The sequence below is a fragment of the Reyranella massiliensis 521 genome, assembly GCF_000312425.1.
GTDB lineage: Bacteria > Pseudomonadota > Alphaproteobacteria > Reyranellales > Reyranellaceae > Reyranella > Reyranella massiliensis.
Genome location: NZ_HE997181.1, coordinates 4477150 through 4493208 on the forward strand (window position 1 = coordinate 4477150; position 16059 = coordinate 4493208).

Here is a 16059-nt window from a genome sequence, read left to right on the forward strand (position 1 = left end):
CGCCCGCGCTCGGCCTAGAAGCTCGACAGCTTCGCCCGGTCGAAGTCGCTGAGTTCGTTCTCGCGCATGATCTGGCGCACGAACTGCACGTAGCCCTGACCGCGCTCGGAGTAACGCAGCAAGGTGCCGATCAGGCGAAAGCCGTCCGGATGCTCGGCACGCTCGCGCATGGCCGCGCGTTCGGCGCGGAAGCTAGCATAGGCCGGATGCGTATTGAGATTGATGACATAGGCATCGGTTGCCTCGCCGACATCGGCGAACGGCTGAGGCATGCCTGCCCCCGGCTTCCACGGAACATCGACGCTGTGACGGCCGTTGACCTGGATCTGGCCGTACAGCGCGTTGCCGTTGCGAGCGGCAAAGGAGGTGCCCCAGCCCGATTCGACGCCGGCCTGCGCGATTGCCATCGACGGCGGCACGATGTCGACGCGGCGCACCAGCTCGTCGATCCTGTCGATCGTCGTATCGTAACGGTCGGCCAGGTCGTCGAGCCAGATGCGCTCAATGGCAGTCAGCATGCGCGGGTCGCTGGCGAGCTTGTTGCGCAGGTAGAGGAGTTGCTCGCGGTCGGCGAGCACACGCTGATTGGCTTCGAGGATGACCGGCAGCAACGCCGTGATGAACAGCATCTTGCGCTCGACACCGTCCTTAGCGCTGAGGTCGCCTGGAACACGGTCCACCTTGAGCGGCGGCACAGGCTCGCCCTGGCGAATGTCCGTCAACGTATAGGCGACGTCGCGGAAGAAGCCGGCCAGCTCGTCGGCCGAGCGCGGGCTGATCGCACGGACCTGAACCTGCCGGCGAACGGCGTTGCCGGGCGCCGCAAAGCGGCCGTGGCCGCCGGAGGTGCCGATCGCGGAATCACGCGGGGAGCGCGCCGTCGTCTCATCGGCTTCGCTTATTTCATGGCGCACGAACATCAGCGAACCCGGCTCGGCATTCACGGCCAGAAACGCCGGCTCGCCGAGAGGCTGCGCATGTGCAGAATTCACGGTCACAAAGGAGAGGTAAGACGCCACATCGATCGACGGAGCGGGTTCGTAGAAACCCACGCCTGCCGTAAACATCGCCGCCCAAGCGGCAGGAAAAGCATATTTGCGCCCGCATTGCAGTGCAGGCCGAACAGTCAATCGCATTGCCACACTCTTCGTTTCGTTTTCGAACGAACGACAGATCGCGCGGCCGCCCACCCGGCCGCGAACCCCTCCTACGCTTACGCTTAGATTGGAAGGCGACCCGCTACTGGGCCGCCTGCACTTCCACAACTTCTGGCACGTAGTGCTTCAGAAGATTCTCGATCCCCATCTTCAGCGTGGCCGTCGAGCTCGGGCAGCCCGAGCAGGAACCCTGCATGTGCAGGTAGACAATGCCATCGCGGAAGTCGTGAAAGACGATATCGCCGCCATCCTGAGCCACGGCGGGCCGGACGCGGGTATCGAGCAGCTCCTTGATCTGGGCGACGACTTCGTCGTCGTCAGCGGAGATGGACTCTGCCCGTTCTTCGGCGATCACCGGATCGCCCGAAGTGTAATGCTCCATGATGCCGCCGAGGATCGACGGCTTGAGAATCTGCCAGTCCTGGTCGGCCGTCTTGGTGACGGTCACGAAATCGGAACCGAAAAATACGCGCTCGACGCCTTCCACCGCGAACAACCGCTTGGCGAGCGGCGACGGCGCAGCAGCGTCGGCATTGGCAAAGTCTGCCGTACCCTTCTCCATGACCACCCGGCCCGGGAGAAACTTCAGGGTCGACGGGTTTGGCGTCTGCTCGGTCTGGATGAACAAACCTACCTCCGTATCGAGCGCTCGCGGGGATCCGCTTCGCGTCGCTCTGGCTGGGAGCAGGACGTCTCCGCTCCCCATTCGATGTCGTTGGACGTAGGAACCGCCAACAAGTCGATCAAGACGATTCTTCGAAACAATTGTATAAATATTATGGAATATACACTTATTATTAATATTTAACAATTACTTAGACGTTTTAAATCTGGATGCAACCATAAGCCGCCAAACGAATACAAAAGCGAGCGAGGCGCAGATCGCCGCAGATTTCGCAGCCAAACATGACGCATGAGTCATGAATGCATCAAGAAATGGCGTCGATCTCCGCTTCGGTGAGCGCACCGGGAACGATGGTGAGCGGGATGCGGAGCTGCCCGCCGAGCTTGCCGGTGAACGCGGTGACGAGCGGTCCCGGACCTTCGACGCCGGAAGCGCTGCCCAGCACCAGGACGGAGATCGACTTGTCCTCGGCCAAAAGTTTAGCGAGCTCGTCGCGGCTCTTGCCTTCGCGGATGTAGATCGACGGCGGCTGCCCGGTGAGCGAGACGGCGATATCGGCATGCTTCGCCACCACGAGTTCGGCCTGCTGACGCGCTTCCTCGCGCATCAGTTCGACCACGGCTCCCCACTGTTGGGCCTCCGGCGGATCCATGACGTAAAGCATGGCGACGCGGCCACCCGTGCGCTTGGCGCGACGGCAGGCGTAGCGCAGCGCATTGCGCATTTCCGGGCTTTCGTCGACGACGACGAGGAAGACGCGCTCGTCGGTCCTGGCCTGCACGCTCATGATCCGCTTCCCCCTAGTTAAGACGTCGTACGATCAGAGGCGCCGCACGATGGCCCCGCCGATCCATCCGGCGAGCAGCGCCATCAGAATCGCGCCGAGACCGTAGAGCGGCCCCTCGTGGGCCGACCAGCCGGCAAGCTGGGCGCTGAAGCCGACCTTGCCCACCGGCAAGGGTCGCGACACGGCGGCCACGATCTTGCCCTCGCGCAGCAGATACGCCTTTACCTCGTAAATGCCCTCCGGCAGCCGCGATGGAAACGGCAGGTCGACACGAAACAGCCGTCCGGCCTGCACTGTCACCTGACCAATCGCCGCGGGATAGAGCCCCTCCTGCCGCTTCACCTCGACCAGGCCGGACCGGAACTTCGCCAGTTCGGCAGCGTCGCGCGGAGTCGCCGGCTTGATGGTCGAGAGCCGATCTTCCAGCGACAGGATCTCGCCGCCGGCCCCACGTGCCAGAAGGCGCTGCAGCGGCTGGCTGGCAGCGATGGCGTAATAGGCCGGAACGTCATCGAAAGACTGCCGGCCGGTGTTCAGCCACAGACCCAGCACGCGCTGCTTGCGCATCACCGTCTCGCGCGCCGCCGGCCCCTGCACAACCACCACGATCTCACCCGGCGGATCGAACATGCCGAACATCAGGATGCTCTCGCCCTGGAAGGCCGACGTGATCGACACGCGGGCGAGCGAAAGATCGACGATCAGCTCCGGCGTCGTGGGCTCGGTCGGCACAGATGGCGGCGCACTGCCGTCCGGCGGTCCGCCCATCGGCGGCAGAGCGGCCGGCGGCGACTCGACGCGCTGAGCAAATACCGGCGCCGCAAGAGCTGCCGGCAGGGCTATCAGCAAAGCCCAAAGGGCGAGCCGTCGGCCGGTCACGGCAACACCTCGCGCGCGCTGAGCGAATAGATCGAGCTCGGCGTCTGCAGAAGCTCGGTCAGCAGTTCGGCAGCCACCGCCAGGATCAGGACCGCCATGAGCCCGCGCAGCGCCACGCCCGGCAGCTTGGCCGCGAGCCGCGAGCCGACCGGCGCGCCGACAACGCCGCCCAGGATCAGCAGCAGCGCCAGCACCACGTCGACGGTGCCGTTGGTCGCCGCCTGCAGGAAGGTGACGTTGGCTGCCACGAACAGGATCTGGAAGTTGGATGTGCCGATCACGACCGAGGTCGGCATGCCGAGCAGGTAGATCATGGCCGGGACCAGCACGAAGCCGCCACCCACGCCCAGAATCGCCGACAGGATGCCGATCAAGAAGCCCAGACCGAGAGGCAGCAGCGCGCTGATGTAGAGCTTCGACTTGTAGAAGCGCAGCTTCAGCGGCAAGCGATGCACGAGATAGTGGGTGTGCAGCTTGCCGCGCGGCGCCTCGGGATTGCGCCGACGCCTGAGATAGGTCCGCAGGCTCTCGGCGAGCATCAGGAGACCGATCGACGACAGCATCACGACGTAGAGAACCGCGATGACGAAATCGATCTGGCCGATCCGCTTCAAGTAAGTGAACAGCGATACGCCGGCCGATGAACCGATCATACCCCCCAGCAACAGCACCAGCCCCATGCGCAGGTCGACGTTGCCGCGCCGCCACTGCACCTGCAGCGAGGAAACCGAGTTGGCGATCACCTGGTTGGCCTGGCTGGCGACGGCAACCGCCGGCGGGATTCCGACGAAGATCAGCAGCGGCGTCGCAAGAAATCCGCCGCCGACGCCGAACATGCCGGCCAGCAGCCCAGCCGCAGCCCCCAGGCCGAGCAGGATGAACACGTTCATCGACTGCTCGGCAATGGGCAGATAGATCTCCACTCTGGCGCCTACTTCAGAAGGATGTTGCTGATTTCACGCAATTGCGTGCGTGCCCGCAGCAGATAGAAGCCCTGCGCGAGGAGATGGTTGGGGATCAGGAGCGCGTCGGGGTAGCCGTTCCAGACGACCCAAGGGTCGAGCTGAGCCGCCACCCGGAAGGTTTCCACCGTGCCGTTCCACGCGTTGGTGAGCTCACGGTCGCGAATGACGTTCTGGAAGTCGACGCCAAGATCGCGCAGCAGCAGATAGTAGGCGTAGATGCGGCCCTTGTTGAAATAGAAGATGTCGTCGCAGTTCGCATCGAACAGATCGCCGGCCCTTTCGATGACGTGCTGGTCGATCGTCGCAGAGTCCGAGCCTATGTCGTTGGCGATCCTGTCGAGGAGGGCCTGGAGATTGTCGGCACGGCGCTCGAAGATGGCCTGCCCCGACCCGAGGCGCTTGTTGTAGGCCATGAGCTTGTCGCGGCCGGCACGATACTTCTGCGCCGACGTCGTCGACGGTAGCAGCGAGACGCTGGGCTGCCACAGCCAGATATTGGGCTGTTCGTTCAGGAAGCCACGCGCCTGCTCGAGGTCGCGATCGGTCTGGCTGGAGCCACGCGTACGGCCGAGCTGGTCCATCAGCTCGGTGCTGAAGCGGCCCAGTGCCGACATGATGCCACGTTGGAAGTTCGGCATGTTGTCGAGCAGGCCGGCCGGCGTGAAGAACGGCATCATCGGCGTCCACGTGTGAACATCGACCTCGCGCGTCACGAGATCCGCCGCGGTCGCCACGGCGCGGCTTTCGCCAGGCGCAACCCCGCGCGCCGCAAACTGCGGATCGTCGTCGATATCCTCAGTCACGATAGCGCCGATCGGATAGTAGAGCAGGACCAGGACGACCAGAACGCGCCAGGTCCAGCCCCATATCGATCTGCGGCCTGCAGGTGCCGCCGCCGCCGAAGTCGCAGACCGTCCCGGACGCCATGACTTCACGCGTTCCCAGGTCCGCTGCCGCCAGGAAGGCGCTGCCGGTTGCGGTGCGCCGTAGTCCGGTTCGAATGTCATGGCCCACCTTACCATTCGACTCGTGACGAAACAGGGGCGCTGCCTGCTAGAGTGCATGTTTGTCTGCTGATGGAAGTTTGCAGGGAGTTTTGCGACATGGCGCTCGATCCGGAATCACAGCGGCTGATCGATCTGATGGTGGCGGCGAACCGTCCGGCGTGGAACACGCTGAGCCCGCAGGACGCACGCGCGCAATATCTCGCCCTGCGCCCCGCCGCGCAGGGACCGCGTCCGGCCGAGGTGAAAGTGGTCGACAGCACCATTCCTGGACCCGCGGGCGAGCTGCCCGTGCGCATCTATCGGCCGACTTCGGCGCCCGCCGACGCCAAGCTGCCGGCCCTGGTCTACGCCCACGGAGGCGGCTGGGTGTTCGGCAACCTCGACAGCCACGACGTGCTTTGCGCCCAGCTCGCGATCGAAGCCGGCATTGTGGTCTTCCATATCGACTATCGCCTGGCGCCCGAAGCGCGTTTCCCCGGCGCGTTCGAGGACGTCGTGGCTGGACTGAAGTGGGTGGGAGCCAATGGCGAGTCGGTCGGCATCGACACCTCGCGCCTCGCGATCGGCGGTGATAGCGCCGGTGGCAACCTCGCTGCCGCAGTGTCGATCTGGGCACGCGACAATGGCAGACCGAAGCTGCGCCTGCAGCTCCTCGCCTATCCCGTGACCGACGCGGTCGCCCGCTCCGAATCCTACCGCCGATACGAGGACGGCTACGGCCTCAATGCCGTGACCATGGAATGGTTCTTCGACCACTACACCCCCGACAAGGCGACCCGCAGCGACTGGCGCGTTTCGCCGATCCGAGCCGCCTCGCTCGCCGGGCTGCCGCCGGCGCTGGTGGTCACGGCGGGCTACGACCCGCTGCGCGACGAAGGCCGGGCCTATGCGTTCCGCCTGCATCAGGAAGGCACGCAGGCCGACCTCGTGGAGTTCGGCGGCATGCTGCACGGCTTCCTGAGCTCACCCATGCTGCTGCACGGCGCACGTCGCGGAACGACGCTCTGTGCGGCGGCGTTGCGCGAAGCCCTGGTGCTGCGCGACCAGTGAGGATCCCGGCGTGAGCGCAACCGCCGCGCCGAACCCTACACCTGGCGCCGCCCCTGTCGGCATGGCGCTGCCGGGGCTGGTGATCGCCATCGGCATGATCGGCGACACGCTGCTCTATGCCGTGTTGCCGCTCTACCACGACCAGTTCGGGCTGAGCCTGGCGATGGTCGGCGTGCTGCTGTCGCTCAATCGCTGGATTCGCCTGTTCGCCAACTCCACCGTCGCGCATCTCGGCGAACGCATCGGCCCGCACGCCTTGATGATCGCCGCCGCGGTCGGCTCAGCCGTCTCGACGGCGACCTACGGTCTGGTCGAGGACGCGACCGCCCAGATTTTCGCCCGCATCCTCTGGGGCATCTCCTATGCCTCGCTCAATCTCGCCACCCTGGCCTATGCGGTGAGCGACCGCGCCAACGCCGGCAAGCGGGTCGGTGCCAGCCGCGCCGCCATCGGCCTCGTGCAGGCAGCTTCGCTGGTCGGCGGCGCCTGGATCGTGCTGCAACTCGATGCCCGTTCGGTCTTCGTGATCTACGGTGGGCTGACTTTGATCTCGCTCGCGGCTGCGCTGATGCTGCCGCGCCTGCCGCCCGAACCCGTCGCCAAGCGGGGCTTCAGGCTGCCCGTCCCGCACCGGCTGGAAGTCTGGGGCTTCGTGATGGGTTTCTCAGGCGATGGTGTGTTCCTCCTCACCCTCGCCTTCCTGATGAAGGACTCGATCACATCGGTGGCGGCCATCATGGCGACGGCAATGCTGCTGGCACTGCGCTGGCTGGTCGAGGTCACGACGGGACCGATCGGCGGCTGGATCGGCGACCGCTTCGGAGCGCAGCGCATCTCGATCGCCAATGCCGCTCTTCTTGTCGGTGGCTTCGTGCTGATCGCCGCCGATCACGAACTGCTGGGCGCCCTGCTGATCGTCATGACGCGCGGCATGTTCAACACGCTGATCCCCGTGCTGGTGATCGAGCGCGGCCAGGGCAGTGTGCTCTCCAGTCAGGCGAGCTATTCGACCTGGCGCGACTTCGGCGCGGCCGTCGGCCCGCTCACGGCGCCCTGGCTGTTCCTCAACGTGCCGCAGACGCCGCTCTATGCGGCGCTCTCCCTGGCTCTCGGAACCGCCGCCTACTTCTGCCTGGTCAGGCGTTAGCGGAACGTATCCTTGCGCTGACGCACTTCGGCGAACACCGCGACCGGATCGCCGCCGGCCATGCCGACCGCCGCCTGCACCGCCGGCACATCGGCCCGCAGGAACGGGTTTGTGGCCTTCTCCTCGCCGAGCAGCGACGGCACGGTGGCCTCACCCTTGGCCCGCGCCGCGTCAATGGCGGCGGACCGCTCGATCAGCTTCCTATTGTCGCGTTCGACCGTCACGGCGAAACGCGCATTCGACTGCGTATACTCGTGGGCGCAGTAGACGCGCATGTCGTCAGGCAGCGCACGCAGGCGGCTGAGCGACGTCCAGAACTGCTGGGGCGTGCCTTCGAACATGCGTCCGCAACCCAGCGCAAACAGCGTATCCCCGCAAAACAGGGCTTTCTGCTCCCGGAAGGCATAGGCGATGTGGCCGCTGGTATGGCCGGGCACGAAGAAGATCTCCGCCTCGGCCTCGCCGAAACGATAGCGGTCGCCGTCGTCGACCTCGACGTCGATGCCCGGAATGCGTGCGCGGTCCTGCCGCGGACCGACAATGGTGCAGCCCGTCGCCTTCTTGATCTCCAGGTTGCCGCCAACATGGTCGCCATGATGGTGCGTGTTCAGGATATGGGTGATCTTCCAGCGGCGCTTTTCGGCCTCGGCCAGGATCGGCCCGGCCACGGCAGGGTCGACGACGCCGACCGCCCCGCTCTGCGGCTCGCGCATCAACCACACGTAATTGTCGCTCAGGACCGGGATACGGACGATGTCTAGGGTGGTGCTCATGGTGTGCAACGCTAGCAGAGCTGTGATGCGCCGGCCATCGCCGGGCCATGGCAGCAGGGGCGCGAATTCTGCTAAGATTGTCACATGTGGAACGACGTCCTCGACCTTGAGGAATTCTACAGCAGCACCCTGGGCCAGATGACGGCCCGGCTGCTGCGCGCGCGGCTGCGTGACGTATGGCCAAACGTGCGCGGCGAGGCGGTCCTGGGACTGGGCTACGCCACGCCGCTGCTGCGTCCGTTCGTCGAAGAAGCCAGCCGCACCATGGCCTTCATGCCGGCCCAGCAGGGTGTCGCGCGCTGGCCGCGCGAGGGCCGCAACCACGCCACCCTGGTCGACGAACTCGACCTGCCTTTGCCCGACCGCTCCGTAGACCGCGTACTGCTGGTCCACGCCGTCGAATGCACCGAGCAGCTCCGCCCGATGCTGCGCGAGATCTGGCGCGTCATGTCCGACGGCGGCCGCATGATCGTCGTGGCCCCGACGCGCGCCGGCTTCTGGTCTCAGGTCGACCGCTCGCCCTTCTATCAGGGCCACCCCTATTCGACAGGTCAGCTCGCCGCCCTCCTGCGCGCCAACATGTTCGCCCCGCTGCGCCAGGCGCGCGCGCTCTATATGCCGCCCACCAATTCGCGACTGCTCATGCGCATGGCGCCGGCCGTCGAGCGCTTCGGCCAGCGCTGGCTCGGCCGCTTTGCCGGGGTGAGCGTCATCGAATCCGGCAAGCAGCTCTATGCCGGTATTGCGGAGCGGGCACATTCGCCCGAGCTCGCCGTCGTCCGGCCGAAGCTGCGGATCGCCAGCTCGCGCGATACGCAAGCCGCGCGCAACTCCAAGGACGGCGAAGCCCCCGCCTCCTGACCCCACCTCTTCATCTCCGGATCGACAGCATGACTTTCTCTCCGCGCGTCATCGCGCTGCTCGGGTTTGGCGAGGCGGGTTCGGCTATTGCCCAGGGCCTTTGTGCCGAAGGCGGCTGGCGCGGTACGGCCAAGCCGGGCGACAATGCCCCGCGCCGCCTGATCGCAATCGATACCGCTCTCGACAAGGATGCGCGCGGCACGACGCTGGGCAAGGCGGCCCATGCCCTCGATGTCGCAATCTCCGACAGCTACACCGAGGCGCTGAGCGAAGCCGACCTCGTGATCTGCGCCGTACAGGGCGAGCATGCGCTCGAAGCCGCCGCCGCTGCTGCCCCACTCCTCAAGAAGGGCGCGCACTTCCTCGATCTCTGCACCGTCACCGGCAAGATGTCCGACGAGGATCGCGCCGAGATCGAAAAGGGTGCAGGACACTACATCGACGTCGCCGTGATGGGCGGCTTCTTCAAACAGGGCATCAAGGCGCCGATGCTGGTCGCAGGCGAAGATGCCGAGCAGGCCGTCGCGTGGATGAACGCCAATGGCTTCGAGACGAAGCTGCTGGGCCTCAAGCCCGGTAGCGCCTCCTCGGTGAAGATGCTGCGCAGCACGCTGATCAAGGGGGTCGAGGCGCTGGGCGTCGAAGCGCTGGTGACGGCCAAGCGCCAGGGCATCTTGGAAGAAGTGCTGGGCTGCCTCTCCGATGCCGACCAGATGCCGTTCCGCGACTACATCGCCATGCTGGTGCAGACGCACATAGTGCATGCCCATCGCCGCTGGGAAGAGATGGGCCTCGTGGCGAAGACCCTGCGCGAGACCGGCGTCGATCCGCTGATGACCGAAGCCATCGAACGCAGCCACCGGCGCACGGTCGATGCCGGGATCGCACCCGCCAATGGCCAGGTGCCGAGCCTCGACGATGCGCTGACCATTCTTTCCGAGAAGGTGATCCGTGGCGTCTGATGTCTTCGACCGGCTCGTCGCGCTCCTGAGCGAGGCCAAGGCCAAGTTCCGCGTCATCGAGCACGAAGCGGAAGGAAAATCCGAGCTGATCAGCGCCATCCGCGGCAACCGTCCCGACCAGGCCGCCAAGGCGATGGTCCTCGATGTGCGCGGCGGCGGCGGCGGCCGGCGTCACGTGCTGGCGATCCTGCCGGGCAATCGCAAGCTCGACTTCAACGCCGTGGCGACGCTCTTCGAGGCGCGCAAATGCGGCTTCGCCTCGCCCGACACGGCGCAGGAGCTGACGGGCTGCGTGATGGGCGCAGTGCCGCCTTTTGGACTGAACCCGGACCTCGCAGTCGTGGTCGAGGAAGACCTGCTTGCCAACGAGACGCTGTTCTTCAACGCCGGCCGGCTCGACCGCTCGATGGAGCTCGACACCAAGGACTGGATCGCGGCGGCCCAGCCGCGCATCGCGCGGATCGCCGCGCGTGGCTGACGGCACAGGGGCGGAGTGGCGCTTCGCCCCGGCAAAGGAGGCCGATTTCGAGCCGCTGCTGGCGATCCGCATCGACGTCATGCGCGAGCATCTGGAGCGCGTCTTCCGTTACGAGCCCTCGCGCGCCCGGCGGATCTTCCGCAGGCATTTCGATGAGCCGGGCCTGCGCCTGATCCTGATCGGCGACACGCTGGCCGGTTGCGTCGCTTTCCGGCCCGGCAACGACGCCATCGTAATCGACTCCTTCTACCTCGACCGTCGCTTCCAGAATCGCGGCCTGGGCGCCGAAATTCTCAGGGTGTTGCTGGCCGAAGCCGATGCGCTGGCCATGCCGGTGCGTCTCGACGTGTTGCAGGACAGCCCCGCCGACCGCTTCTACGAACGCCACGGCTTCCGGAAGATCAAGGAAGACGAGATCGAGTGCACCTACGAACGGCCGGCGCCCAAGGCAACTCGGTAACCAGGTCGTAGGCTGGACGGGCCTGGGCAGAGGCACCATCCTGTAAAGCAGCGCTGCATTGTTGCGGATGAGTGACCATGGCCGACCCGTCTCGTCTCCATTTCGACGCCACCGATCTCGCGGCCTATCTCGACCGCATCGGCTACTCGGGGCCAGTGGCTCCCGACCTTCCGACGCTGCGCGCCCTGCACGCGCATCATGTGGCCGCGATCGCCTTCGAGAATATCGATCCGATGGTTCGCCGCACCCCCGACCTGTCGGCGCGCGGGCTGATGGCAAAGCTCGTTCATGGTGGGCGCGGCGGCTATTGCTACGAACAGAACGGGCTCTATCTCGGCATGCTGCAGCAAATCGGCTTCGCGGCGCATGGGCTGATGGGACGGGTGCGTTGGGGCGCCCCTGCCGACACCGTCGCGCCGCGCAGCCACATGATGATCCATGTGACCTTGCCCGACGGCCCCTACCTCACCGATGCAGGCTTCGGCGGCATGACGCCGACAGGTCCGTTGAAATTCGAGGCCGATATCGTTCAGGAAACGCCGCACGAGCCATTCCGGCTGTTGCGGGACGGCAGCGACTGGCTGCTGCAGGCCGAGGTCGCCGGCACCTGGAGTGATGTCTATCGGTTCGATCTCAATCCGCAGATCCCGATCGACTACAAGGCCAGCAACTACTATCTCGCCAACAGCGGCGATTCCTTCTTTACCCAGGGTGTCATCGCGGCGCGTCACGTGGCGGGGCAGCGCATGGCGCTGGGCAACCACAGCTTCACGATCTACCCGACCGGCAAGGCCCCGCAACGGCGAACGCTGAAGGATGCCGCCGAAATCTGCGACACGCTGGAGACGGAATTCGGCATCCGTCTGTCCGATCGGGATGCCCTGATCGCACGGATCGAGGCGAAGAAGACCTAGTCCCGGCGCAGCATGAACACCGCCTGCTCGCCGATCAGGTTGGCGAGCAACGGCGGCATCTGGACGGGGCGGCTCTTGCTGTTCAGCACGATCGCCCGTTCGATGCGCACGCCCATGTCTCGGCAGAGCGCACGGAAGTCGTCGATGCTGCAGAGATGGATGTTGGGCGTGTCGTACCACTTGTAGGGCAGCGACGGCGTCTCGGGCATGCGCCCGCCGAACACCATCCGCAGGCGGACCTGCCAGTGGGCGAAGTTGGGAAACGACACGATGGCACGCTTGCCGACCCGCAGCATCTGGCGCAGCACTTCGCGCGGCTCGCGTGTGGCCTGCAGGGTCTGGCTCAGGATCACGTAGTCGAAGGCATCGTCGGGATAGTCGCGCAGGGCGGCGTCGGCGTCGCCCTGAATTACCGATAGGCCGTTGGCGACGCAGGCGTTCACACCTGCCTGGCTCAATTCCATGCCACGCGCATCGACGCGCTTGAAGTTCACCAGGTAGGCCAGCAGCGAACCGTCGCCACAGCCGACGTCGAGCGCACGCGTGCCCGGCTCGACCATGTCGGCAATGAGCTGGAGGTCGACGCGAATGGTGGCGGTCACGACACGGCACCGAGGCCGCGCACGGCGGCCGCGCCCTTGAGAAAGCCCGACAGGGTGCGGAACATCTCCGGCTCGTCGAGCAGGAAAGCGTCATGGCCCTTGTCGCTCTCGACCTCGACGAACGACACGTTGGCCGCGGCCGCATTCAACGCATGCACGACTTCCCGGCTCTCGCGCGTCGGGAACAGCCAGTCGCTGGTGAATGACATCAGGCAGAAGCGCGTCGGCGTGCCCTTGAAGGCATTGGCCAGCACACCGCCGTGCGCGCCCGCGAGATCGAAATAGTCCATGGCGCGCGTGATGTAGAGGTAGGAGTTGGCGTCGAAGCGGTCGACGAAGGTCGACCCCTGGTGGCGCAGATAGCTCTCCACCTGGAAGTCGGCATCGAAGCTGAAGCCCAGCACGTTGCGGTTCTGCAGTGCGCGTCCGAACTTGCGCTGCAACGCCTGCTCCGAAAGATAGGTGATGTGCGCGGTCATGCGCGCCACCGCGAGGCCGCGCGCCGGCACGGTCTGATGTAGGCGATAATCGCCGCCCTTCCATTCCGGATCGGCCATGATCGCCTGGCGGCCGACCTCGTGAAAGGCGATGTTCTGCGCCGAATGATGCGCGGCGCAGGCAATCGGCACCGCCGAGAAGACCCGCTTGGGATAGCTCGCGGCCCATTCGAGGACCTGCATGCCGCCCATCGAGCCGCCGATGACGCAGAACAGGTCCGGAATGCCGAGATGATCGAGCAATGCCGCCTGCGCCCGCACCATGTCGCCAATGGTCACGACCGGAAAGCGCAAGTTCCAGGGCTCGCCGGTCGCCGGGTCGCGCGCCAGCGGCCCGGTGGTGCCCATGCAATGGCCCAGCACGTTGACGCAAATGATGTAGTAGCGCGCCGGATCGAGCACCTTGCCCGGCCCGACCAGACTGTCCCACCAGCCTTCCTTGCCGGTCACGGGATGCCGCTCGGCCACGAACTGGTCGCACGTCAGCGGGTGGCAGATCAGAACGGCATTGCTCTTGGCTGCATTCAGGGTGCCGTAGGTCTGGTAGGCGACCCGGTAGGGACCGAGATCGACTCCGCAGTCGAGCCGAAGCGGATGCTCCACACCCAGAACCGCGTGGCGGCACTGGGCGAGCGCCTTGCGCTCGGCATCGGTCAGATCGTCCAGCACATGCCCTCTCTACCGGCCCGCATATACGGAAAGGCCCACGAAAAAGCCCCCGACCGGAAGGACGGGGGCTTTTTCGAGCACTCCGACCTTTTAGCGGTGTTTAACGTGGCCGCAAGCCGGTCGGCTCAAATTCCACGGCAGAAGCCTATACGTACCCTGACGGCTTCGCGCAAGCGCCTTGCATTTGTTTGGCTTTACGCCGGCAGCCGGAACGTAGTATCGCCGCTGCGCACAGGAACAACCGACAGTATGGACGCCTCCACCCTCGACAATCTGCGACTGGAAATCGACGCCATCGATGGTGAATTGCACGGCCTGATTCGCCGCCGTGCGGCCCTCGTCGGAGAAATCTCGGCCGCCAAGCCGGCCGGTGGCCTGGCCCTGCGGCCCGGGCGCGAAGCCCAGGTCATGCGCCAGCGACTGGCCGCGCACGAAGGCGGGTTCCCGCCGACGGCGGTCTATCGCATGTGGCGCGAAATGGTGAGCTCCTTCACCCTGATGCAGACACCGGGACTGAAGATTGCCATCTGCCGGCCTGCAAACCAGCCGGGCTATTGGGACCTCGCGCGCGATCATTTCGGCTGTCAGATCCCGTTCGTCGCCCACGACACGCCTGCCCAGGTGCTGGCCGCGGTACGTGCCAGCCCGACGACGCTTGGCGTCGTGCCGGCCCCGATCGAAGCCGATACCGCACCGTGGTGGCCGCTGCTCGCCAGCGGTGAGGCGACGTTGCCCAACGTGGTGGCACGGCTGCCTTTCCTTGCCATGCCCAATGCACGGGCGCGCGGCATCTCCGCTTTCGTGCTGGCCCGCATCGAGCCGGAACCCAGCGGCGACGACCGCGCCCTGATCTCGATCGAAGCCAAGAACGGCCTCAGCCGTGATCGTATTGCGGGCGCCGTGGCCAAGGTCGGGCTGCCGCCTTTCACTTCGGCGCTGGACCAGGTTGTCGCCGGCGTGCATCACTATCTCGTCGAACTGCCGGGCGTGATCGCCGACGACGACCAGCGCCTGCGCGATCTCGGAGCGGCATTGGGCCTCGAAAACGGTCTCGTTGCGGTGCTCGGCGCCTACGCCGTTCCGGCCGATATCCGGCTGTAACCTGAACCATTACGGGAGACTGCCATGAGCGCGCTCACCCCGCGTCCGGGCATCATGAAGATTGCGCCCTATGTGCCGGGCAAGGACTCTGTCGAGGGCAAAGAGACCATCGCCAAGCTCTCGTCCAACGAGGGCGCGCTGGGCCCGTCGCCGAAGGCGATGGCGGCCTACGCCAAGATGGCAAGCGAACTGCACCGCTATCCCGACGGAAACACGGAGAAGCTGCGTACCGCGATCGGCCGTCACTACGGGCTGGATGCTGCGCGCATCGTCTGCGGCGCCGGCTCCGACGAGCTTCTGAACCTGCTGGTGCGTGCCTACTGTGGGCCGGGCGACGAGCTTCTTTACAGTCAGTACGGCTTCCTGATGTATCCCATCAACGCGCTGGGCGTCGGGGCGACGCCGGTAGCCGCGCCGGAGAAGGACTATCGCGCCGATGTCGATGCGATGTTGGCCAAGGTGACGAACAACACGCGCATCGTCTGCCTCGCCAACCCGAACAACCCGACTGGCACTTACATCACCAAGGACGATGTTCGCCGTCTGTATGCCGGCCTGCCGAAGAATGTGCTGCTGGTGATCGACGCGGCCTATGCCGAGTATGTCAGCCGCAACGACTATGAGTCGGGCGTCGAACTGGTCGACCAGGCCGAGAACGTCGTGATGACGCGCACCTTCTCCAAGATTTACGGACTGGGCGGACTGCGCCTCGGCTGGATGTACGGGCCCGCCGGCATCGTCGACGTGATGAGCCGGCTGCGTCAGCCGTTCAACGTCAACCTGGCGGCACAGGCCGCGGGTGTCGCGGCGATGGAAGACATCGCCCACACCGACGCCAGCCGCACCAACAACGATATCTGGCTACCCTGGCTCAGCGCTGAACTGACGAAGCTCGGCCTCAAGCCGCTTCCCAGCGTCGGCAACTTCCTGCTGGTCGGCTTCGGCTCCAAGGAGCGCGCCGCCGCGGCCAACGACTGGCTGATGAACGACGGGCTGATCCCGCGCATGGTCGCGGGCTACGGTCTGCCCGAACATCTGCGCATCACCATCGGCAACGAGACCGAAGTGAAAGCCGTCGCCGCCTCGCTCACCCGCTTCGTCGCCGCCAAATGACGACGCCAGCAA

Annotated in this window: 18 protein-coding genes and 1 riboswitch; of the genes, 9 read left to right on the top strand and 9 right to left on the bottom strand. The window is 65.6% G+C overall.

From position 1 onward, the window contains the following. Nucleotides 1-14: 14 nt before the first annotated feature. The 6 genes from BN60_RS21875 to BN60_RS21900 form a co-directional block, all read right to left on the bottom strand. On the bottom strand, nucleotides 15-1136 hold the full coding sequence (locus tag BN60_RS21875) for a glucosaminidase domain-containing protein (protein ID WP_148283501.1): 1122 nt from the start codon (nucleotides 1134-1136) through the stop codon (nucleotides 15-17). A gap of 103 nt (nucleotides 1137-1239) precedes the next feature. Continuing rightward, a complete protein-coding gene (locus BN60_RS21880) occupies nucleotides 1240-1785 on the bottom strand; it encodes a NifU family protein (RefSeq protein WP_020698293.1) in 546 nt (181 codons plus the stop codon). 301 nt (nucleotides 1786-2086) lie between these two features. Beyond that, entirely contained in the window at nucleotides 2087-2569 is a 483-nt protein-coding gene (locus BN60_RS21885; protein WP_020698294.1) for a universal stress protein, read from the bottom strand. A gap of 33 nt (nucleotides 2570-2602) precedes the next feature. Then, entirely contained in the window at nucleotides 2603-3448 is an 846-nt protein-coding gene (locus BN60_RS21890; RefSeq protein WP_020698295.1) for a TIGR02186 family protein, read from the bottom strand. Further along, entirely contained in the window at nucleotides 3445-4371 is a 927-nt protein-coding gene (locus BN60_RS21895) for a sulfite exporter TauE/SafE family protein (protein WP_020698296.1), read from the bottom strand. Before BN60_RS21895 ends, BN60_RS21890 begins: the two co-directional genes overlap by 4 nt. A gap of 8 nt (nucleotides 4372-4379) precedes the next feature. Next, nucleotides 4380-5420 carry a DUF2333 family protein gene (locus tag BN60_RS21900; RefSeq protein WP_020698297.1) on the bottom strand — a complete coding sequence of 347 codons (1041 nt, stop codon included), beginning with the start codon at nucleotides 5418-5420 and terminating at the stop codon, nucleotides 4380-4382. Between the two features lie 96 nt (nucleotides 5421-5516). Here BN60_RS21900 and BN60_RS21905 point away from each other — a divergent pair, with 96 nt between their 5' ends. Then, a complete protein-coding gene (locus BN60_RS21905) occupies nucleotides 5517-6470 on the top strand; it encodes an alpha/beta hydrolase (RefSeq protein ID WP_020698298.1) in 954 nt (317 codons plus the stop codon). Nucleotides 6471-6480: 10 nt separating this feature from the next. Continuing rightward, nucleotides 6481-7617: an MFS transporter gene (locus BN60_RS21910; RefSeq protein WP_148283502.1), complete on the top strand. Its 1137-nt coding sequence runs from the start codon at nucleotides 6481-6483 to the stop codon at nucleotides 7615-7617. Here the strand turns inward: BN60_RS21910 and gloB are convergent. Next, complete coding sequence (gene gloB / locus BN60_RS21915) at nucleotides 7614-8390, bottom strand: hydroxyacylglutathione hydrolase (RefSeq protein WP_020698300.1); 777 nt, start codon at nucleotides 8388-8390, stop codon at nucleotides 7614-7616. The genes BN60_RS21910 and gloB overlap by 4 nt on opposite strands. An 84-nt stretch (nucleotides 8391-8474) precedes the next feature. On the opposite strand from gloB, the gene BN60_RS21920 reads away from it, so the two are divergent. From BN60_RS21920 to BN60_RS21940, 5 genes are all read left to right on the top strand, one after another. Next, on the top strand, nucleotides 8475-9251 hold the full coding sequence (locus tag BN60_RS21920; protein WP_020698301.1) for a class I SAM-dependent methyltransferase: 777 nt from the start codon (nucleotides 8475-8477) through the stop codon (nucleotides 9249-9251). Between the two features lie 29 nt (nucleotides 9252-9280). Continuing rightward, a complete protein-coding gene (locus BN60_RS21925; protein ID WP_020698302.1) occupies nucleotides 9281-10213 on the top strand; it encodes an NAD(P)-dependent oxidoreductase in 933 nt (310 codons plus the stop codon). Then, nucleotides 10203-10691 (top strand): YbaK/EbsC family protein, encoded by a 489-nt coding sequence (locus BN60_RS21930; protein WP_020698303.1) that lies wholly within the window; start codon nucleotides 10203-10205, stop codon nucleotides 10689-10691. Before BN60_RS21925 ends, BN60_RS21930 begins: the two co-directional genes overlap by 11 nt. Then, nucleotides 10684-11151 carry a GNAT family N-acetyltransferase gene (locus BN60_RS21935; RefSeq protein ID WP_020698304.1) on the top strand — a complete coding sequence of 156 codons (468 nt, stop codon included), beginning with the start codon at nucleotides 10684-10686 and terminating at the stop codon, nucleotides 11149-11151. Before BN60_RS21930 ends, BN60_RS21935 begins: the two co-directional genes overlap by 8 nt. A 77-nt stretch (nucleotides 11152-11228) precedes the next feature. Beyond that, nucleotides 11229-12065, top strand: coding sequence for an arylamine N-acetyltransferase family protein (locus tag BN60_RS21940; protein ID WP_020698305.1), 837 nt, complete (start codon nucleotides 11229-11231; stop codon nucleotides 12063-12065). Here BN60_RS21940 and metW read toward each other — a convergent pair. Together metW and metX are read right to left on the bottom strand one after the other, a co-directional pair. Continuing rightward, nucleotides 12062-12667: a methionine biosynthesis protein MetW gene (gene metW / locus BN60_RS21945; protein WP_020698306.1), complete on the bottom strand. Its 606-nt coding sequence runs from the start codon at nucleotides 12665-12667 to the stop codon at nucleotides 12062-12064. The genes BN60_RS21940 and metW overlap by 4 nt on opposite strands. Beyond that, nucleotides 12664-13830 carry a homoserine O-acetyltransferase MetX gene (gene metX, locus BN60_RS21950; RefSeq protein ID WP_051150301.1) on the bottom strand — a complete coding sequence of 389 codons (1167 nt, stop codon included), beginning with the start codon at nucleotides 13828-13830 and terminating at the stop codon, nucleotides 12664-12666. Before metX ends, metW begins: the two co-directional genes overlap by 4 nt. A 73-nt stretch (nucleotides 13831-13903) precedes the next feature. Continuing rightward, nucleotides 13904-13979: riboswitch (SAM riboswitch) on the bottom strand. Between the two features lie 103 nt (nucleotides 13980-14082). On the opposite strand from metX, the gene BN60_RS21955 reads away from it, so the two are divergent. Both BN60_RS21955 and hisC read left to right on the top strand, forming a co-directional pair. Beyond that, nucleotides 14083-14934, top strand: a complete 852-nt coding sequence (locus tag BN60_RS21955; RefSeq protein WP_020698308.1) for a chorismate mutase — start codon at nucleotides 14083-14085, stop codon at nucleotides 14932-14934. 24 nt (nucleotides 14935-14958) lie between these two features. Beyond that, a complete protein-coding gene (gene hisC / locus BN60_RS21960; RefSeq protein ID WP_020698309.1) occupies nucleotides 14959-16047 on the top strand; it encodes a histidinol-phosphate transaminase in 1089 nt (362 codons plus the stop codon). Nucleotides 16048-16059: the final 12 nt, after the last annotated feature.